Origin of the sequence: Hafnia sp. CBA7124 (assembly GCF_002355555.1) — a bacterium.
GTDB classification, from domain to species: domain Bacteria; phylum Pseudomonadota; class Gammaproteobacteria; order Enterobacterales; family Enterobacteriaceae; genus Hafnia; species Hafnia alvei.
Map to the genome: position 1 here is coordinate 3,751,275 of NZ_AP017469.1, position 20,612 is coordinate 3,771,886.

The window sequence follows — 20,612 nt, forward strand, 5'->3', positions numbered from 1 at the left end:
CTTGATTTGCTTCAACAAGTGAAGCGATGCTCGAAAATTAACTTTCGTAATAATTCAACTAAATGAATTACTGCTTGGTCACTCTTCAAGACTTTAATATTTTATCGTCCGAGGACGTTAGATATTGTCTTGTGAGTGCCCACACAGATTGTCTGATAAATTGTTAAAGAGCAGTGAGTTAGGAGACTAAGCTTGCTAACTCGAGGTGGCGTATAATACGCTTTCCTCTTTCAGAGTCAACCCTAAATTTCAGGATTTTTTCTCTTGCGATTTCTTATCGAAACCGCCGATACGGTGTGAAGTGATTCACATGTTCCGTGTCGATGGAGGCGCATTATAGGGAGTTCTCGCGGGCTGACAACCCCTAATTACACTTTTTTTTCTGTTTGGCTTATTTTCAGCCATTTAGTGCACTAAACCCGCTGTTTTATCGCTTTTGGCAAGTCAGCAAGGCTCTTAATCACTAAATCCGCCTTGGCCTCAGCTTCTGGTGTAACCGGTTTGCCGGTACGAACCAATACTTTAGTTCCCACGCTAGCGGCTTCACCCGCCAACAGGTCTTCGATTTTGTCACCTACTATATAAGAAGCGCTCATATCGATATTTAGTTCTTCTTTAGCGGATAGCAGCATACCTGGCTGCGGCTTGCGGCAATCACATGTCTGACGGAATTCCTCTACCGTTCCCTCAGGGTGATGCGGACAATAGTAGACGCCGTCCAAGTCAACGCCGCGATCGGCCAAAGACCAATCCATCCATTCGGTGAGATGCATAAACTGATCTTCGGTAAACATACCGCGAGCAATACCAGACTGGTTAGTAACCAGTACGAGGGCATACCCCATTTCTTTCAGCTCAGCCATTGCGTCAATGACACCATCTATAAACTGGAAGTTATCGCTTTCATGAACATATCCGTGATCGACGTTAATCGTGCCATCACGATCTAAAAAAATTGCGGGAACAAGCTGGGCCACAGATATTCACTCCTTATGGCGTTAGATACCGCTCAGTATCGCACGATTTACATGAAAGGGTGAGTCTCTAGCGCACTCGACACCTGTTGACTTAGACGTCTAGACGCCTTAACATCCAGTTTAATACTTTGGGCTTTCCCAAAGTTTGCTTTTTATCTGCCACGGGCAACACCAAAAGTAAAAATATAAAAATGATTAAACTGACAAATATCACCAAGGTTTTTCAGCAGGGCCAGCGCCAAATTAAAGCGCTGTCAGACGTGTCATTACACGTCCCTGCCGGGCAAATTTATGGCGTCATCGGTTCTTCCGGTGCCGGTAAAAGTACACTGATTCGTTGCGTAAACCTGCTCGAACGCCCGACCAGCGGTACCGTTTTGGTTGGCGATCAGGACATGACAGCGCTTTCCGAAAGCGCACTGACTAAAGCGCGCCGTCAGATCGGCATGATCTTTCAGCACTTTAACCTACTCTCATCGCGTACTGTTGCAGGGAACATCGCTCTGCCGCTGGAGTTAGATAACACGCCGCGCAGCGAAATCACGCGTCGCGTCAGCGAACTATTAGATCTGGTCGGGCTTAGCGATAAACGAGATGCCTATCCCGCGAATCTGTCTGGCGGGCAGAAACAGCGCGTGGCGATTGCCCGTGCATTAGCGAGCAACCCAAAAGTCCTGCTGTGTGATGAAGCCACCAGCGCACTTGATCCTGCAACCACGCGCTCTATTCTGGAACTGCTGAAAGACATTAACCGCCGTTTGGGGCTGACAATTCTTCTGATCACTCACGAAATGGACGTCGTAAAGCGTATTTGCGATCAGGTGGCCGTGATTAGCGATGGCCAGTTGATTGAGCAAGGCACCGTTGGCGAAGTGTTCTCTCACCCGAAAACACCTCTCGCGCAGCAGTTCATTCATTCCACGCTGCATTTAGATATTCCAGACGATTTTGCTGCACGCATGACGCCAGATCGTAAACCTGATACGCAACCGTTGCTGCGTCTTGAATTTACCGGCCAGTCCGTGGACGCACCGTTAATCTCTCAGGCCGTTCGTCGTTTTAATGTCGATATCAGTATTTTAAGTTCTCAGATGGATTATGCCGGCGGCGTTAAATTTGGTGTGATGTTAGCCGAGTTGCACGGTGATGACGCAGATGCGTTATCCGCAATCGAATTTTTCAAGAATCATCAGGTAAAAGTAGAGGTACTGGGTTATGTCTGAGGCAATGATGTGGTTAATGGGCCGAGGCATTTGGGAAACCGTCGTCATGACCTTCGTATCCGGCTTCTTTGGTTTTGTTATTGGTCTTCCCGTCGGCGTGCTTCTCTATATAACGCGTCCGGGGCAAATTTGGGAAAACGCCAAGCTGTATAACCTGCTTTCGGCACTGGTTAACATCTTCCGTTCCATACCGTTCATTATTCTCTTGGTATGGATGATTCCTTTTACCCGCGTCATCGTAGGTACGTCTATCGGTTTGCAGGCAGCATTAGTGCCATTGACCGTTGGCGCAGCACCGTTTATTGCTCGTATGGTTGAAAACGCGCTATTGGAAATCCCAACAGGGCTGATTGAAGCGTCACGCGCCATGGGTGCAACGCCAATGCAAATCATCAACAAGATCTTATTACCGGAAGCACTTCCAGGCTTGGTCAATGCGGCAACCATCACATTGATTACCTTAGTGGGCTACTCTGCAATGGGTGGCGCAGTAGGCGCAGGCGGTCTAGGACAGATTGGTTATCAGTACGGTTATATCGGATATAACGCAACCGTGATGAATACGGTATTAGTATTGTTAGTGATTTTAGTGTATCTGATCCAGTTTAGTGGCGATCGCATTGTTAAAGCGGTCAGCCGCAAATAAAGCAGTCTAATAATAAAAACGGCGCTCGCTATGGCGCGCCACACGATGTTTCAAAAACAACGTCTCAACAACAATGTCTCAAGAACAAGTCAAAAGAAGGATAAGGGTATGTCATTAAAGTTTAAGTCGATTGCTGTCGTTGGCGCACTTCTGGGTTCTCTGGCGCTGGCGGGCTGTGGTCAGGAAGAAAAAGATCCAAACCATATTAAAGTAGGCGTTATTGTCGGGGCTGAGCAGCAGGTTGCCGAAGTTGCGCAGAAAGTTGCCAAAGACAAATACGGTCTGGACGTAGAGCTGGTTACATTTAACGACTATGTACTGCCTAACGAAGCATTGAGCAAAGGCGATATTGATGCGAATGCTTTCCAGCATAAACCTTATCTGGATCAGCAAATCAAAGATCGTGGCTACAAACTGGTTCCAGTTGGTAGCACCTTCGTTTACCCAATTGCGGGCTACTCGAAGAAAATTAAATCTCTGAGCGAACTGCAAGATGGCTCTCAGGTTGCCTTACCAAACGACCCAACTAACCTTGGCCGTTCACTGTTACTGCTGCAAAAAGTGGGTCTGATTAAACTGAAAGACGGCATTGGCTTGCTACCAACCGTGTTGGACGTGACCGAGAACCCGAAAAAACTGAAGCTGGTTGAGCTGGAAGCACCACAATTGCCACGTTCACTGGACGATGCGCAAATTGCCCTGGCGGTTATCAACACCACCTATGCAAGCCAAATTGGCCTGACTCCAGCCAAAGACGGTATCTTCGTTGAAGATAAAGATTCTCCATACGTAAACCTGATCGTAGCTCGTGAAGACAATAAAGATGCAGAGAACGTGAAGAAATTCGTTCAGGCTTATCAATCTGACGAAGTTTACAACGCTGCCAATAAAATCTTTAACGGTGGTGCAGTTAAAGGCTGGTAATTGCCTCGCGCTGTTATAGTACGTAATATCTTCAAGACGGGCTAATGCCCGTCTTGTCATTTCTGCCATACCTTGATTCAATAGCACTCACTTTTATAAAAATCAGGAAACATTTATGCGTGCATTACCTTTATGCTTGCTCGCTGCCACTTTGGCTTTGTCCGGCTGTTCTTTACTGCACTCGAAATCAGAAAATACCACGCCCGTTGAACCGGCAAAAGCACAGGTAAGCACAACAAAAACCACCAAACCGACTCAGCCCAAACCGCGTCCGGTAAAAGTGTATGACAATGCCGAAGACTTGGTCGGTAAGCCTTTCCGTGATTTAGGCGAAGTAACAGGCAGTGTTTGCCAAGCAACGGAGCAAGACTCACCTCCGAATCTGGCCACGGCGCGCAAGCGTATGCAAATTAAAGCTTCAACTATGAAAGCCAATGCGGTGTTATTGCATCAATGCCAAGTCGTCACCGACGTACAAGGCTGCTACCAACAAGCGGTGTGCAAAGGCTCTGCGCTAAACGTTTCCAAGCAATGAGTCAATTTACCTTCGATACGATCGGGCTTATTCGCTCTCCTTATAAAGAGAAATTTGCTATCCCTCGACAGCCCGGACTCATTGAGGACGGCGGCGGTGAACTGGAACTCATCGCGCCTTATAACCAGCCCGAAGCGGTACGTGGTCTCGAAGAGTTTAGCCATTTGTGGATCGTTTTTGTCTTTCATCAAACGATGGAAGGTGGATGGCGTCCAACGGTTCGCCCACCTCGCCTAGGGGGAAATGCGCGTATGGGCGTTTTCGCCACGCGCTCCACGTTTCGTCCGAATCCGATTGGTATGTCGTTAGTTGAACTAAAATCTGTAGAGACCAAAGGCGGCAAAGTTATATTGAAGTTAGGTAGCCTCGACTTGGTCGACGGCACGCCGATCATCGATATCAAGCCTTACCTGCCTTTTGCTGAAAGCCAACCTCAGGCTCGCGGTGGTTTTGCTCAAGACGCACCTCTGGCAGATATGCCCGTCATTTTCTCGGATGTTGCCCAACAGCAAATCGGGCAACACCAGCAGCGCTATCCTCATCTGCAGCGATTTATCCAGCAGGTGCTGGCGCAGGATCCTCGTCCGGCCTACCGCAAGGGAGAGAGCGAAGATCGCATTTATGCCGTGCATCTGCTCGATTTTAACGTGCGTTGGCAGGTGAAAAATGGCATAACCGAAGTGATCGACCTGAATTCAGTCTAGAATTTCATGCCCTTCTCTTTTGACAACTCGCCGTCACTGGTAAACTAAGCCACTTTTCTTTATTTTGGCCGCCTTTCCCGACGGTCTGATACATATTGCGTTCTAACGGAACAATACACATGCGTACAAGCCAATATCTGCTCTCCACTCTGAAGGAGACTCCAGCCGACGCCGAAGTTATCAGTCATCAACTGATGCTACGTGCCGGTATGATCCGCAAACTGGCCTCCGGTCTTTATACCTGGATGCCTACCGGTCTGCGTGTTCTGAAAAAAGTTGAAAACATCGTCCGTGAAGAGATGAACAACGCCGGCGCAATCGAAGTGTCCATGCCCGTAGTTCAGCCTGCGGATCTGTGGCAGGAAAGCGGTCGTTGGGAGCAGTATGGTCCTGAGCTGCTGCGCTTCGTCGATCGCGGCGAACGTCCATTTGTATTGGGTCCAACCCACGAAGAAGTTATCACCGATATGGTGCGCAATGAGATCAGCTCTTATAAGCAGCTGCCGCTAAACTTCTTCCAGATTCAAACCAAATTCCGTGATGAAGTTCGCCCACGTTTTGGCGTCATGCGTTCGCGTGAATTCCTGATGAAAGATGCTTATTCTTTCCATACCTCTCAGGAATCATTGCAAGAAACCTACGACAAGATGTTTGCTGCTTATAACAAAATCTTCAGCCGTATGGATTTGGATTTCCGTCCAGTTCAAGCGGATACCGGTTCCATTGGCGGCAGCGCTTCCCACGAATTCCAAGTGCTGGCACAAAGCGGTGAAGATGATGTCATTTTCTCCAACGAATCTGACTATGCAGCAAACATCGAATTGGCCGAAGCCGTAGCACCGAAAGGTGAACGCGCTGCGCCAACGGAAGAACTGCGTATCATTGATACACCAAACGCCAAAACCATCGCTGAATTAACCGAACAGTTTAATCTGCCGGTTGAAAAGACTGTTAAAACTCTGTTGGTTCATGCCACCAAAGAGAGCGGTCATGCGTTAGTGGCTCTGCTGGTTCGTGGCGATCACGAACTGAATGAAGTGAAGGCAGAAAAGCTGGAAATGGTTGCCAGCCCACTGACGTTTGCAACCGAAGCAGAAATTCGTGCTGTCGTAAATGCGGGTCCAGGCTCTTTAGGCCCAATCAATATGACCGTACCGGTAGTGGTTGATCGCACCGTTGCCATGATGAGTGATTTTGGCGCAGGCGCTAACATTGACGGTAAACATTACTTTGGCATCAACTGGGAACGCGATCTGCCGTTGCCACAGGTTGCGGATATCCGTAACGTGGTTGCAGGCGATCCAAGCCCAGATGGCAAAGGCACGCTACTGATCAAACGCGGCATCGAAGTTGGTCATATCTTCCAGCTCGGCACTAAATACACCGAAGCCTTGAAAGCCACTGTTCAAGGTGAAGATGGCCGTAACCAGTTAATGACCATGGGCTGCTACGGAATCGGGGTAACACGCGTTGTTGCTGCCGCAATCGAACAGAATCATGACGACCGTGGCATTATCTGGCCAGACGCTATTGCACCGTTCCAAGTCGCTATTCTGCCAATGAATATGCATAAATCTTTCCGCGTGAAAGATTTGGCTGAGTCTCTGTACGATAGCCTGCGCGCGAAAGGCATCGACGTGATTATGGATGACCGCAAAGAGCGTCCAGGCGTTATGTTTGCCGATATGGAACTGATTGGTGTACCGCATACCATCGTTATCGGTGACCGTAATCTCGACAGCGATGAAATTGAATATAAGCATCGTCGCAGCGGCGATAAGCAAATGATTAAAACCGGTGAAATCGAAGATTTCTTACTGGCGCGAATCAAACGCTAAAGCCGATAGTATGAGAAGTAAAAAAGGCCGACAATAATGTCGGCCTTTTTGTAACTAGATGATTCAACGTTAAATCACTGTGCCGCAGCGGCAGCAGGAACGCTCGTTTCGGCAGTAGCCCAAGGCATAATAGGCACTGCGCTGATGGCATTCTTCGGAGAACCATCCACAACTTTATCGGAATACGTCAAATAGACTAAAGCGTTACGAGCGGGATCGTAAAAACGTACTACCTGTAATTTTTTAAACACCAATGAAGTGCGTTTACGGAAAACAACTTCTCCATCAGATTTCTTATTCTTAATCTTTTCGCTTATTGCGATTGGCCCAACCTGCTGGCAAGAGATCGCGGCATCAGCAGTATCTTCTGCTAATCCCAAACCACCTTTAATGCCGCCAGTTTTCGCTCGGCTAATATAGCAAGTCACATTTTTAATGTCTGGATCGTCAAATGCCTCAACCACAATTTTGTGGTCAGGCCCCAGAATTTTAAACACCGTATCAACGGAACCGATCTGTTCTGCATGGGCTGCAGACATCATCGCAGTCATTGTGAAACATAACCCTACAAAAAATTTGTTCACCTAGCTACCTCGGATAATTATAATCACGCCAGTTATTAATAAAACGAACGTAATTACATAGTATATAAAAGTTCTAAATCTTACAGCACGGCTCACACCTGCATAGCACTCTTTGCGCTGAAAAAACCTTAATATAAGTCTAAGGCCTAAAAAGTTGCTATTATGCCGCTTAGTTGCTGTTTACGTTCATTACTGCTTTTGAGGATGCTATATGGATCAGGCCAGTATTATTCGTGACCTGTTAAGCTGGTTGGAAGGACACTTAGACCAACCACTATCGCTCGATAACGTCGCAGCCAAAGCGGGATATTCTAAATGGCACCTGCAACGGATGTTCAAGGAAGTCACTGGTCAAGCCATTGGTGCCTATATACGCGCACGCCGTTTATCTAAGGCCGCCGTGGCACTTCGACTAACCAGTCGCCCAATTTTAGATATCGCACTGCAATACCGTTTTGACTCACAGCAGACGTTCACTCGCGCCTTTAAGAAGCAGTTTAATCAAACTCCCGCGCTTTATCGCCGCGCGGAAGATTGGCATGCTTACGGAATGTGCCCACCGATTCGTCTGGGTCTGAGCAATTTGATTCAACCTGAGTTTATAACGCTGCCTAGCATATCCTTGGTGGGTATCACGCAATGTTATACCTGCACGTTGGAGCAAATCAGCAAAGTCCGTACCGAACTGCGTAGCCAATTCTGGCACGATTTCCTTCACGATGTGAAAAACATCCCGCCGGTTCTGTATGGATTACACCACTCTCGCCCAAGTTTAGATAAAGATGACGAGCAAGAAGTGTTGTATACCACCGCGCTAGAAATTGAGCATTTGCCACCTGATGTCACGAAAGAAGTACAGTCGATAACTCTGCTCGGCGGCGAATATGCCCAGTTTTGCTATAACGGCCCAGCTGAAGGATTCCAGGAATTTATCCTGAACCTTTACGGCACCACATTACCAACGCTAAATCTGGTGCGTCGTAAAGGTTACGATATCGAGCGCTTCCATCCTCAGACGGATTCCTCGCAGCGACCACCTAAACATATCTGCTGCGAGTATCTGATTCCGACCCGTCGCGAAGAAGATTAACGCTGGATCTCATCAAGTGCAGGTCTATCCAAATGATGGATATCACCTGCACTTTCAACGACCCAACCCGGCGCCAGCCAAGGGCTTTGCTGATAATCTACCCGTGATAGTGAACAGTTGCGCAGGCGCAAACGTCGCTCGGCGTGTGGCGGTAACCCTAAAATAGTCCCTAACAACGCGCCTAAGGCAATCCCATGGCTCACCAATGCGGGCTGACTTCCCTCGGGTAAATCAAGACAGCTATTCAACGCGGCACGCATGCGCGTGGCCAGTTCAGCCATGCTTTCCCCCTCGGGGATACGCGCATCAGGCGTACCATCAACCATCTGCTTACGCCATTTCTCTTCCTCAGGGGAAAGCGAATCAAGCAAGCGCTCTTCTAATACGCCCATATGCAGTTCACGCAGGCGCGAATCGAGAATGAGCTCACATCCACAGGCATCAGCGATGGCCTGCCCAGTTTGGCGAGTCCGCCCCAGATCGCTGGCAATCACATGCGTGATCCCCATCTGGCTCAAACGGGCCGCAACCTGACGCGCTTGAAGTTCTCCTAACTCGGTCAATGGGCTGTTGGATTGTCCCTGAATCCGGCGTTCTGCGTTCCACTCGGTTTCACCGTGGCGAATAAGATATACCTGTGTCATGTACTTTTTCCGTATACTGCGAGAAATGCGCTAATAGGAAGCTGGAAATACTATGTACCATGTTGTAGCAGCAACTACCAACCCCGCAAAAATTAAGGCTATTTCTCTGGCGTTCGATGATGTTTTTGGTCCCGACCAGTATCGCATTGAAGGCATTGAAGTTGATAGTGGAGTCCCCGAACAACCCATTGGAAATCACGAAACGCGAACCGGCTCACGCCACAGAGTAATGTGCGCACGTCAAGTTTGCCCGGAAGCTGATTTTTGGGTCGGTGTTGAAGCGGGTATTGAAGAGAATATGACGTTCGCATGGATGACGATTGAGAATCATCATATGCGCGGAGAATCTCGTTCAGCAAGCCTGATGCTGCCGGAATCTGTCCTGCAAGGCATCGCAGAAGGTAAAGCCTTAGGCAGTGAAATGAAGGCGATTACTGGAACAAATGATATCGGCCGCCGCGAAGGCGCTATCGGTGTCTTTACCAACGGCGTACTGACACGCACCAGTGTTTATCACCAAGCGTTAGTTTTAGCTCTGGTCCCTTTTCATAATGAAATCTTCCAGAAGCGTGCAGAAACAAAATAGCGATGCAACTTACTAGACGCTTTAGCGATCTGACGATGGCTCCCAAACGAGCCATCGCATAGCAATTCACTTAACGTCATACTATTTATCAGTCAGTAACTGCTGTTCTAACCATTGTTTCAGATCTGCGGGCGCGGTTTTCAAACTATTCGATCCACGAGTGATGGTTGCAATGCCTGCGCCTAGCTGGCTTTTCAGCTCACGCTGGCTAATCTCGCCTTTCATCAACTCTTCGATAATTCGCACCCGCGTCGCCAATGCTGTTCTTTCGTCCGGCGTCAAAAAAAGCTGTAGCATTGGGCCTTGTAAATCTTCGGCAAACGCCTGCCGTAGCAATTCAACAAAACGTTGCCAGTCATCATTTTCTTGTGCGCTGAGCGCGGGATCATTCAGGGATCGCGTTGTCATGATTAGCTGCCATACTCTTGGTGAGAAAATACTCATTAACTAGTACGGCAGCATACCATAAACTTGGCGCAGTCAAAGATATCCAGAACAGAAATCAGTAACGGCGCTCCCATTCTGCATCGGTCAGGATTTTGGTTGGGCGCTTCATGAAGTAACGATAGTAAGCATCATAAGCCAAGACGTTCTTCACATAGCCACGGGTTTCCGAGAAAGGAATACTCTCAATAAAGGCGACTGCATCTACGCGACCGCCTGTATTTCCGAGCCACGTGGTGACGCGAGACGGCCCTGCGTTATAAGCTGCGCTAGATAAAATACGGTTACGCCCCAAACTCTGATACACATATTCCAGATAGCTGGTGCCAATCTGAATGTTGGTAATAGGATCGAGCAGCTGGCTGCTGTTGACGTAGTTGCTTAAATTAAACATTTGCGCCGTGTGCTCAGCGGTTTTAGGCATCACCTGCATCAACCCACTAGCCCCAACCGGTGACTGGGCTTTTGGATTCCAAGCACTTTCTTGGCGTGCGATAGCCATCGCATAGGACTGAGAAATTCCCTTATCTTCTGTTGCCTGGCGGAACTGCTGCGGCCACGCCATTGGGAAACGTTCTTCTAAATGATCCCATAGCTTAGCGGTGATCGTCGCCTGAACACTGAGATCGGCCCAGTTTTGCTCAAAGGCATAACGCGCTAAAGCCGCCTGATCCGATTTAGATTTACTGCTAATGAGAGAAACCCATTCGCTCCGCGCAGTATTATCCATGTTCCAATACATCAGTTCACGGATACGATCTATCGCAGGATCGTTGGTAAGCTTGGAAGATGGCTTATCCGCAACCTCAACCTGCAATGGATATGTGATACCCAGTTTTTGAGCCGCCACCATCGGATAGAATCCGCGCTGCTGAGTCAACGAACGAAGAATGCTTTCACCTTCGCTGCGTTTGCCATCCTCAATCATGACGCTCGCATTCCAGTAGCGCCATTCGTCTTTATTACGCACGTCTTGCGGCAATAAAGCCAACCATGTGCGGATTTCTTGCTTATTGCCATTGCCTAACGCTAACCGCACACGACGTTCAATCAGTGAAGCGCTGTTGCTATTTTTAATCACATTATCTCGCCACCGAATATCATCGGTGGTGGCGTCGCTGCCCATCAAGCGCCATGCAATACTGTCTTCCATGGCCTGACGTTGCTTATCGCCAATTTTTTGCAATCGCACCAAAGTTGGAAGCATCGCGCGTGCTTCATCAGCGTTCTGACGCGCCAAGCTGGAGAATGCGATTTCAGTCGCGTCGCGGGTAAAATCGGTTGGTCCCACGCTACGCGCAAATGCCTCGACATTGCGAGGATCGGCCTGAAGGCTAGCAAGTGCATCGCCCATAGTTTGATAATCAGGCGGAAGCTGCTTGGCTAGGAAACTTACCAGCCCGTTATTTCCTTTCTTCAGCGCCAAACGCATACGTTCAAGCACGGTCAGCGGCGTCTGATCGCCAGAGGCTTTCCACGCATCAAACAACTTGTCGCAGTTGGTAGGCAGTGACTGACCGCTCAGCCAAATATCACGAGCGCCATCCCATGCAATTTGCTGATGGCCCGTTGCGTATTGGGCATAATAATAATTACAGCGAGCCGCGATAGGTTTAGGAGGCTGAGGGCTAAACACCAACAATCCTGTCCAATCCTGACGACGAGAGAGCTCATTCACATAACGAGACGGCAATGATTTAGCGGGAGGCAAGGTCGGATTGCGAGCAATAAAATCTTTAATCTCAATCGTCGTAGCCTGACCAAGATCCTGAGTTAGCTGGCGGTATTCTAGATAAGGATAAAGCGGGTAATCGCGCAGCGTTGGCATCAGCTGATTCACCGTCATCATCTGATTGCTGTCCCATGCCTGCTTTACCTGTAAATAACGCTGACGCTGAGCATCCAAAGAGTCAGCAAAACTGCTCCCGGACACAGCGACTAAACATAAACCTATACCCCAAGCACGCCAATTGTCCGCCATGACCATCTCACCTTTCCTCGCTTTAAACCGATACCACTCATAGACAGCGATTTTAGCAGAGCATTCCATTAGCCCCTGCCTTTCTTCACAACTTTTACGTTTAGGTTGCCTAGCCACTAACATAAACAACCGAGAAGGGAAAACAAAGGGATAGTGAATTTTGGGCATAAAAAAACCCGCTCAAGGCGGGTTTTTCTTTTCAGTATTCTTTAACTGCTCAGGTCTATGCCGTCATCGCTATCGTAAACAATACTAAACTATAGAGATTACAGAGCTACTACGTTAGCTGCTGCTGGGCCTTTAGCGCCATTCTCGATAGTGAACTCAACGGTCTGACCTTCGTCCAGAGATTTGTAGCTATCGCTCTGGATTGCAGAGAAATGTACGAATACATCTTTGCTGCCGTCAGCTGGAGAGATGAAGCCGAAACCTTTATCAGCGTTGAACCATTTTACTAAACCAGTCATTTTGTTAGACATTAGATACTTCCTTTCAATTTTTTAAGCCACATTATTGCAGCGAACGAGGTTCGTCGTCAGAGCTAGCTTATGGGGTGCACTTAGGAGGAGACTCACGGAAGAAGAGGTATCTAAGGATAACGCTTGAACTGAGGACTGCTTTACTAAAACTGCTTTCACATAAGGTCTGTGTTCCAAACCGATGACGCTATTTACTCATGCCTTAGGTTTATAAGCAACACCTATTTTTGAATCTTCTTGAATAAACCGTAGTAATTTTGGGGAGAATCCAACGCGGACGCGGCCTACAGGAAAGAAAATTCTTAACTCAATATTTATCCGAACGATGAAATAAACATCAAATACCCTATATTTGCATAACTTAACCGACAAAATTTACGCGTTAAACACCCATGTCATGCGACGATGGCTGGGATAAAAATTGAAAACGGGCTAAACTCCGCCTTCATAAAATGCCCTGTCGCGCCAATGACAGAACGTCATTTAAATGCTTATGCCCCGCCTCTCGCCCATGAATCTGTGAGATAGAGGTAAAACCCTTATAAATCAAGGAGTATATAGCCGTGGCTCAATACGTCTATACTATGCACCGCGTCGGCAAGATTGTTCCGCCGAAGCGTCACATTTTGAAGGACATTTCCCTTAGTTTCTTCCCCGGAGCCAAAATTGGTGTTCTGGGTCTAAACGGCGCAGGTAAATCAACGCTGCTGCGCATCATGGCCGGTATTGATACCGAAATCGAAGGTGAAGCCCGCCCACAGCCGGGGATCAAAATCGGTTATCTGCCGCAGGAACCAAAACTTAATCCAGACCAAACCGTGCGTGAAGCGGTTGAAGAAGCCGTTGGTGAAGTGAAACGCGCACTGACCCGTTTGGACGAAGTGTATGCACTGTATGCCGATCCAGACGCTGACTTTGATAAGTTAGCCAAAGAACAGGGCGAGTTGGAGGCGATTATTCAGTCTCACGACGGCCATAATTTGGATAATCAGTTAGAACGTGCCGCCGATGCGCTGCGTCTGCCTGCCTGGGATGCACAGATTGCTAACCTGTCCGGTGGTGAACGTCGCCGCGTGGCAATTTGCCGTCTGCTGCTGGAAAAACCAGACATGCTGCTGCTCGACGAACCTACCAACCACTTGGACGCCGAGTCCGTGGCATGGCTGGAACGCTTCCTGCACGACTACGAAGGCACCGTGGTGGCGATTACCCATGACCGTTACTTCTTGGATAACGTTGCCGGTTGGATCCTCGAACTTGACCGTGGTGAAGGTATTCCATGGGAAGGCAACTACTCTTCTTGGCTGGAGCAGAAAGATCAGCGCTTGGCGCAGGAAGCCTCGGCTGAAGCCGCTCGTCGCAAATCTATCGAGAAAGAGCTGGAATGGGTACGTCAGGGCGCGAAAGGCCGTCAGTCTAAAGGTAAAGCGCGTTTGGCTCGCTTTGAAGAACTTAACAACGTTGAGTATCAAAAGCGTAACGAAACCAGCGAACTGTTCATTCCACCTGGACCTCGTCTGGGTGACAAAGTGCTGGAAGTTCAGAACCTGTCAAAATCTTACGGCGACCGCCTGCTGATTGAAGATCTCTCCTTTGCGCTGCCGAAAGGCGCCATCGTGGGTATCATCGGCCCGAATGGTGCGGGTAAATCTACCTTGTTCCGTATGATTTCCGGCAAAGAGCAGCCAGATTCCGGCAATATCGATCTCGGTGAAACCGTCGTGCTGGCATCAGTAGATCAGTTCCGTGACAGCATGGATGACAAAAAAACCGTTTGGGAAGAAGTCTCTAACGGCCAAGACATCATGCGCATCGGTAACTTTGAGATGCCAAGCCGCGCCTATGTAGGCCGCTTTAACTTCAAAGGCGTCGATCAAGGCAAACGCGTCGGCGAACTGTCCGGTGGTGAACGTGGTCGTCTGCACTTAGCGAAACTGCTGCAGGTTGGCGGTAACATGTTACTGCTCGATGAACCGACCAACGACCTCGACATCGAAACCCTACGCGCCTTAGAAAACGCCCTGTTGGAATTCCCAGGCTGCGCGATGGTTATTTCCCATGACCGTTGGTTCCTTGACCGTATCGCCACCCACATTCTGGATTATCAGGATGAAGGTAAAGTTGAATTCTTCGAAGGTAACTTCACCGAATACGAAGAATACAAAAAACGTACTCTGGGCGCTGAAGCATTAGAACCGCACCGTATTAAGTACAAGAAGATGACTAAATAGTTTTAGTCTCTGTGAATAAGGCTCCTATCGAGGAGTAATGCTGTTCACTTAAGCGTGATTTTAGGGGAAGTACACCGATGGGGTCGTAGCAGCTTTAGCTGCCGGAGCGCCCCGCGGTGTGTCTCTTAAACGAACGGCATTACCTATCAAAGGGAGCCTTTTTATCTCTCACCGCCTGCCAACTAATCGCGTAGCGCCTGATTGTATTGAGCAAAAGCGCGGTGATTTAATGTAACCTCAATGAATCGGTCGAGCGCCGGCGAGTTCAGCTTGCGACTTGGATAAACCAGATACAGCTCATTTCCCTCCGCTTCCCAACAGGGTAATACCCGCACCAAACGCTCTTGATCGACCAAATCCTGAGACAAAAATGCGGGCAGCAATGAGATCCCTGCGCCAGCCAATACGCACTCACGCACATACAACAAATTATCGGCGGCATGATCCATCGGCAGCTCCCAGCGATAGAATTCCCCTTTACGCTGTAACACCCACTCATGCCATGCACGGTGCGCGATACACTGGTGTTGCTCTAACTGTTTCGGATGCTCAAGCGGCGGGAAGCGCGAAAGATAAGTCGGAGAGGCCAAAAGATAGCGAGGAGAATACCCCAGACGGCGCCCCACCAACGAAGAATCCTGCGGTTTCCCTGTGCGCAGTGCGACATCAAATCCATCCTGAACCAGATCGTTCATCACGTCTGAAACGTAAACTTCCAAGCTTACGTCTGGATAACTGGCCCGAAAATCACTACACACATGTGCCAATAGCGTCACCGCAATCCCCGCGGGGGCAGTGATCCGCAGGCGTCCACTCGGATTCTCTTTCAGGCGCTGCAAGCTAAGATCCGCGCGCTCAGCGGCTTGGATCATTTCGCGACAATGCACCAAATAGCGCTCCCCTGCATAGGTAAGATTGAGTTGCCGGGTAGTGCGATTTAGCAGCCGCAGGCCAAGCTGCTGTTCTAAATTGCTGACTCGTTGGCTAACGCTGGATTTAGGTAGCCCAGCTCGCTGTGCAGCGGCCGTAAAACTTCCGCACTCCACCACCAGCGCAAACAACGCCATGTCCTGTAGTTGATTAAACATCTCGCCTCATTGTTCGTCATAAAAGAACACTGCGTTAATGATTGTCCATCTTATCATCAGAAAACAGCTCAACTACACTAACTTCATTCAACGCAGTTTCTATTTGGGAGCCCTACCATGACTATTACCGCTATCGCCGTCGATCCTTCTAACCCGAAAGAATTCACCGTTATTCACCCACAAATCTCCGCTCCAGCTGATTATGATTTGCTGGTCGATGTTAAAGCCGTCTCGATAAATCCTGTTGATACCAAGGTACGCGAGAACCTGATTAAAAATGGGTTAGAGCAACCGCGTGTATTAGGCTGGGACGCCAGCGGCGTGGTGCTAGCCGTTGGAAGCAAGGCCACTGGATTCAAGGTAGGAGATGAAGTCTGGTACGCGGGTGACATTACTCGCCCAGGCAGTAACAGCACTCAGCAGCTGATCGACTCGCGGATCGTTTCACATAAGCCACAAAGCATGAACTGGGCGCAGGCCGCAGCGATGCCATTAACCACGCTAACGGCTTGGGAAGGCTTATTCGAACGCCTGAAAGTTCAAGACGCTGATGCCGACAAAACCTTATTGATCATCGGCGGCGCAGGCGGCGTGGGCTCATTGGCAATTTCACTTGCCGCATCAAACGCCAAAGTAAAAGTGATTGCGACGGCTTCAAATGCCTCGTCGGCGCAATGGTGTCTCGATCGTGGCGCCGATCTCACCGTTGACTGGCATGACCTAAAAGGCGAGCTCGCCAAGCACGATATCAAACAGGTCGATTACATCTTCTGTTTGAATGATACCGACGGACACTGGGCCGCCATCTGCGATTTAATCGCCCCACAGGGACAAATTTGTACCATCGTAGAAAACAGCCAGCCGCTGGATCAATCTGCATTAAAAATGAAAAGTGCGGCTCTGCATTGGGAATTTATGTACACCCGCAGCATGTTCAATACGCCAGATATCGCTGAGCAAGGCAACATTCTTCAGCAAGTGGCTAAGCTAGTCGATGAGGAGAAGCTGCAGGGTACGCTCAGTGACACGCTGCAGGGCTTCACTATCGAAAACTTGGAAAAGGCGCATAGCAAAGTTGCCGAAGGCCGGATGCGTGGCAAGATGGTCATTGAGTTTTAGTTCATAGTTTCAGGCCCCTCCCAACGGAGAGGCCTGAATGCCCCATTAACGCTGATGTAGCTGCAAATGATTATGTTCTGGTATCACCGGATGCGCTGGTACGCTATGTTCCGGCAGGCTACGCATCATTGAGTGACCTTGATTTCCACGCTCTTGCTGCGGATGCCAATTCGGTACACCGCTGGCGTTACCGTTGAAAAGGTTCTCATGCTGCTGATTAAAGCGCGGTACTATTGGTTGCTGACCTTGTTGTTGTCGAACCTGTTGCTGCCGCTGCTGCTGTTGAAAAGCATTCTGCAACGCATTATTTGGCGAAGCATTAACATGCTGAGTATTGGGCTGGCTCACACGCTCAACATGCTGTTCCACGGCGTTTCTGGTTACGGCGGTATGCTGATTTATGGGTGCACGCATCGGCGTTGATGATTCAGTACGATTATGCAGCACAGATTCCGCATTTTGCCGACGCACCTCGGGCTGATTAGCCACCGCATGCCCCAATGACTCCCCACCAGTTTGACGATTAAACACCGCGGCTGCATTTTGACGTTGCAAGCCTGCGCTGTTCATATGGGCAACCCCGTTATCAAGCCCACGTACGTTAGCGCGCGGGTCGCTAGATGTCAGATTTGGGTTAGCCGATAAATGAGTCTGTCCTGATAAAACCGGCTGATTTCCCACTGGTTGATGCAGCGAGCTGAGATCAATTTTATTGGCCGAATTGCCGCCCACGCTGGCCTGAGTTGTACCAGAAATAAAGTGCTGCGACGTCGCCGGATCGTGATACGGCACGCTGGCGCGATAAGCCGGATTGTGCTGCCATTGAGTCGCCCCACCGATGTTCCCGCCGGTAATGTGGTTATAGTTATTCACGTTGATATTCACATGGCTGTTATTCACGTAGTTATTACCCTGATGGTAATTCCCGCCATGGCCGTCATCATGATACCCATCGTCGTGGTGATGATCGTCATCGTGGTGGTGGTGATCGTCATCATGCCAATCGAGACTGCTAAACAGAGCATAGGTGGTCGCCACTCCGATACCGAACCCGATGCCGGAAACTAAACCATTAGTAAATTGTTCCCCCGGAGGCGGCGGTAGATAAACCGGCGGATAGGCGGGCGTAGCCCACGTGCCATACACCACATTCGGGTTGTAGCTTGGGACATACACAACCTGCGGATTAGTTGGCTCAATAATGATGGTTTGTGGCTGGGACGTCACCACGGTCGTTGATTTACTGGGAATACGAGTCGTATTCGCTGGCTGAATAATCACTTTCTGCTGAGCGTTCGACGTGAGCGAGCCATTTTTCTGCGCCGTCTGACGCAATTTCTGCACGGTATTCATCACGTCATCTGGCTGAGCTAAAAAGGCATCCCCTAGGTTTTGCACCCACTCAGGGTTTTCTCCCATCAACGCTAAAAGCTGCGGCAGCGCAACCAGCGATTTCACACTAGGATCCCACGGTTGATCCGCCACCCGCTTAACCGCTGAATCTCCCTGTGCCTTTGGATTATCGCGCGACCACTGAACCGCCTGAACAACGTTAGAGGGATAGGTAGATGCCATCAGAATTTGCGCCAACACGGGATCAGGATAAAGCGCGATTGGCGCAACCAATTGATCAAGCTGCGGTTGAGTAAAGGATTTCGTTACGGCAGCCGACGTTGACGCTTCAGACTGAGTCTGTGCGGCCTGAGGCTGTTGCCACGAAATATACCCATTTTTCACTAATACTGTACCCGCGACGGCAACCGCACCGACGCCACAAAGCAGCGCAATCACTGACTGTTTAAATGACATATTCATTCTGACTCTCCAGAAATCAACATTCTGAATGCATAGTGCTGCGCTTAATCACAACGCACGCTCAAACACAGAAACTCAATTAATTAACATGGACCGTTTCAATATTATGTATGACAGCACACTGCAGAATTAGTTAGTGGGGGAGAAGTAGAGAGAATAGTGGAGAAATAAAGCAGATATTTTTGTCTATATAAAGCCGTTAATACACACAATATAAAAAAGGCTATTAAGTGTATTAAAAAAACATATTAATCAATAAGAAAACAAACGCCAAGCAGATTCAAACCACAAATAACACAGAATAAAGCCGCTTAAGCATTATAAATTTAAATATAAAAAACAAAGTCATTCAAATAAAGAATATTTCTTGTCGGAGAAACACATACTTAATAACAATAAATCACATAATAAAGTCATGTGGCTCTCAGACATTATCCCCTAAACGGGCTAAGAGCGCTCACCGCGCTCTCCCAACATCTGTTTCACCAGATCAACGCAGCGTAAAAAACGCTCGTCGTAGTCGGAGGATTCGACGCGCACAAATTCCATACTATTTTTTCGCAGCATCTGCTCAAGCAAATCCTGAAACTCACGACGTTCTGTCGAAGTTCCTAAACTACGTAAACCATCAGCCACCCACGGCGTATTGTTTTCCAATAGAATAATTAGATCAAAGCGATATTCATCGATCAACGCCTGCACAAATGGGTGTTCACGGCCTTCATATTTTTTGCAAAACGCCTGAGTGGTCACAAAGTCGGTATCAATAAAAGCCACTTTATTCGCATATTTCACTGCAAAATCAATATATTGAGCGTGACCTAAGGCAATTTTGTCATAGTCAGAATATTGGAGCGCCATCTCATCGCCGCCAAGGTGTGAGAAGACATAATCGCGACCATATTCCCAAGCGCTGGTAGTATTAAAGATATTGGCTAGCTTATTGACCAGCGTCGATTTCCCGCTGGATTCACCACCGAGGATCGCCACGGTGCGGACAAAGAAAGGTTTCACTTCGGTAGGAATATAGTCCCAATAGCGAAAAGGATCGTGGCGGATTTGCCCACCGCTGATATTCATAAACGAACGTTCAGGATCAATCAGCAAGGTTTCCATGCCAAAGAACTCGTGATACACCGGCGCATCTTGGCTATCACCCGAGTAAATCACGCTCGGAGTAATCCCGTTTTCTGCCATAAAGGCCTTCATGCCATCGCTCCACACTTTCCAGCCATGGGGATAAGGCTCAATCCCCTGTTCATCAAAGGAGTGAATACGAATATTCTTTTGATACTTGAAGGTCTGCAACAGCCAGCGAAGTCGATCGCTTACCGTTGGCTGCTGTGACATCGCGCTATTTTCAAACAGCTCACGATCGCGTGGTTCGTCATGGCACAAAATCACATGCAGCTCATCAACTTGGCTACATGCGCGTTGGATAAGATAGATATGGCCCGTGTGCAGCGGATAGAACTTCCCAAACACCACGCCGACGCTTTTAACCTTGCGCGGGAATTCAATATCGAGGAAGCGGTGAATCGCCTCAAGCTTTTGCGCACTCGGGCTTTTGATTTTCTCGTTTAGCAGTTGGCTTAGGTAGCCTTTAGTCATTCCGCTAGCGTCCGCCACCTGCTGTAACGTGCAGCCTTTTTGCTTAATGGCGGTTTTTAGATAATCAAACTGCGACATTCGCGCTTCCTCTGT

At 48.7% G+C, this 20,612-nt stretch carries 19 protein-coding genes; 10 read left to right on the forward strand and 9 right to left on the reverse strand.

The annotated features are described in order from the left end of the window. Positions 1–413: 413 nt before the first annotated feature. Positions 414–977 carry a D-glycero-beta-D-manno-heptose 1,7-bisphosphate 7-phosphatase gene (gmhB, locus tag CPY98_RS17150; protein ID WP_040046173.1) on the reverse strand — a complete coding sequence of 188 codons (564 nt, stop codon included), beginning with the start codon at positions 975–977 and terminating at the stop codon, positions 414–416. Between the two features lie 191 nt (positions 978–1,168). On the opposite strand from gmhB, the gene metN reads away from it, so the two are divergent. From metN to proS, 6 genes are all read left to right on the forward strand, one after another. Beyond that, complete coding sequence (metN, locus tag CPY98_RS17155) at positions 1,169–2,200, forward strand: methionine ABC transporter ATP-binding protein MetN (RefSeq protein WP_025801176.1); 1,032 nt, start codon at positions 1,169–1,171, stop codon at positions 2,198–2,200. After that, positions 2,193–2,846 (forward strand): methionine ABC transporter permease MetI, encoded by a 654-nt coding sequence (locus CPY98_RS17160; RefSeq protein ID WP_025801175.1) that lies wholly within the window; start codon positions 2,193–2,195, stop codon positions 2,844–2,846. The genes metN and CPY98_RS17160 overlap by 8 nt, the downstream gene beginning before the upstream one ends. 108 nt (positions 2,847–2,954) lie before the next feature. After that, positions 2,955–3,770: a MetQ/NlpA family lipoprotein gene (locus CPY98_RS17165; protein WP_025801174.1), complete on the forward strand. Its 816-nt coding sequence runs from the start codon at positions 2,955–2,957 to the stop codon at positions 3,768–3,770. 115 nt (positions 3,771–3,885) lie between these two features. Next, positions 3,886–4,305: an Rcs stress response system protein RcsF gene (gene rcsF, locus CPY98_RS17170; RefSeq protein WP_025801173.1), complete on the forward strand. Its 420-nt coding sequence runs from the start codon at positions 3,886–3,888 to the stop codon at positions 4,303–4,305. Beyond that, positions 4,302–5,009, forward strand: a complete 708-nt coding sequence (tsaA, locus tag CPY98_RS17175) for a tRNA (N6-threonylcarbamoyladenosine(37)-N6)-methyltransferase TrmO (protein ID WP_046448690.1) — start codon at positions 4,302–4,304, stop codon at positions 5,007–5,009. The genes rcsF and tsaA overlap by 4 nt, the downstream gene beginning before the upstream one ends. Before the next feature lie 119 nt (positions 5,010–5,128). After that, positions 5,129–6,847 (forward strand): proline--tRNA ligase, encoded by a 1,719-nt coding sequence (proS, locus tag CPY98_RS17180; protein WP_025801171.1) that lies wholly within the window; start codon positions 5,129–5,131, stop codon positions 6,845–6,847. Positions 6,848–6,921: 74 nt separating this feature from the next. Here proS and creA read toward each other — a convergent pair whose 3' ends face one another. Further along, positions 6,922–7,398: a protein CreA gene (gene creA, locus CPY98_RS17185; RefSeq protein ID WP_046360381.1), complete on the reverse strand. Its 477-nt coding sequence runs from the start codon at positions 7,396–7,398 to the stop codon at positions 6,922–6,924. 244 nt (positions 7,399–7,642) lie between these two features. On the opposite strand from creA, the gene robA reads away from it, so the two are divergent. Then, positions 7,643–8,521, forward strand: coding sequence for an MDR efflux pump AcrAB transcriptional activator RobA (gene robA / locus CPY98_RS17190; RefSeq protein WP_025801169.1), 879 nt, complete (start codon positions 7,643–7,645; stop codon positions 8,519–8,521). Here the strand turns inward: robA and gpmB are convergent. Next, the gene (gpmB, locus tag CPY98_RS17195) at positions 8,518–9,165 is read right to left on the reverse strand and encodes a 2,3-diphosphoglycerate-dependent phosphoglycerate mutase GpmB (protein ID WP_025801168.1); all 648 of its coding nucleotides are present in this window, start codon (positions 9,163–9,165) and stop codon (positions 8,518–8,520) included. The genes robA and gpmB overlap by 4 nt on opposite strands. Positions 9,166–9,217: 52 nt before the next feature. On the opposite strand from gpmB, the gene yjjX reads away from it, so the two are divergent. Next, positions 9,218–9,751, forward strand: a complete 534-nt coding sequence (gene yjjX / locus CPY98_RS17200; RefSeq protein ID WP_040046168.1) for an inosine/xanthosine triphosphatase — start codon at positions 9,218–9,220, stop codon at positions 9,749–9,751. 81 nt (positions 9,752–9,832) lie between these two features. Here yjjX and trpR read toward each other — a convergent pair whose 3' ends face one another. From trpR to cspA, 3 genes are all read right to left on the reverse strand, one after another. Further along, complete coding sequence (gene trpR, locus CPY98_RS17205; protein WP_043489340.1) at positions 9,833–10,159, reverse strand: trp operon repressor; 327 nt, start codon at positions 10,157–10,159, stop codon at positions 9,833–9,835. 94 nt (positions 10,160–10,253) lie between these two features. After that, the gene (gene sltY / locus CPY98_RS17210) at positions 10,254–12,182 is read right to left on the reverse strand and encodes a murein transglycosylase (protein WP_096388490.1); all 1,929 of its coding nucleotides are present in this window, start codon (positions 12,180–12,182) and stop codon (positions 10,254–10,256) included. 260 nt (positions 12,183–12,442) lie between these two features. Further along, complete coding sequence (cspA, locus tag CPY98_RS17215; protein WP_025801164.1) at positions 12,443–12,655, reverse strand: RNA chaperone/antiterminator CspA; 213 nt, start codon at positions 12,653–12,655, stop codon at positions 12,443–12,445. Positions 12,656–13,218: 563 nt separating this feature from the next. On the opposite strand from cspA, the gene ettA reads away from it, so the two are divergent. Further along, on the forward strand, positions 13,219–14,886 hold the full coding sequence (gene ettA, locus CPY98_RS17220) for an energy-dependent translational throttle protein EttA (RefSeq protein WP_038502471.1): 1,668 nt from the start codon (positions 13,219–13,221) through the stop codon (positions 14,884–14,886). A 182-nt stretch (positions 14,887–15,068) separates the two neighbouring features. Here ettA and CPY98_RS17225 read toward each other — a convergent pair whose 3' ends face one another. Further along, entirely contained in the window at positions 15,069–15,974 is a 906-nt protein-coding gene (locus CPY98_RS17225; protein WP_096388491.1) for a LysR family transcriptional regulator, read from the reverse strand. A gap of 117 nt (positions 15,975–16,091) precedes the next feature. Here CPY98_RS17225 and CPY98_RS17230 point away from each other — a divergent pair, with 117 nt between their 5' ends. Continuing rightward, positions 16,092–17,093 carry a zinc-binding alcohol dehydrogenase family protein gene (locus CPY98_RS17230; RefSeq protein WP_096388492.1) on the forward strand — a complete coding sequence of 334 codons (1,002 nt, stop codon included), beginning with the start codon at positions 16,092–16,094 and terminating at the stop codon, positions 17,091–17,093. A 45-nt stretch (positions 17,094–17,138) separates the two neighbouring features. Here the strand turns inward: CPY98_RS17230 and CPY98_RS17235 are convergent, their stop codons facing one another. Both CPY98_RS17235 and nadR read right to left on the reverse strand, forming a co-directional pair. After that, positions 17,139–18,908 (reverse strand): DUF3300 domain-containing protein, encoded by a 1,770-nt coding sequence (locus CPY98_RS17235; RefSeq protein ID WP_096388493.1) that lies wholly within the window; start codon positions 18,906–18,908, stop codon positions 17,139–17,141. A gap of 447 nt (positions 18,909–19,355) precedes the next feature. Beyond that, entirely contained in the window at positions 19,356–20,597 is a 1,242-nt protein-coding gene (gene nadR / locus CPY98_RS17240; RefSeq protein WP_096388494.1) for a multifunctional transcriptional regulator/nicotinamide-nucleotide adenylyltransferase/ribosylnicotinamide kinase NadR, read from the reverse strand. Between the last annotated feature and the right edge of the window lie 15 nt (positions 20,598–20,612).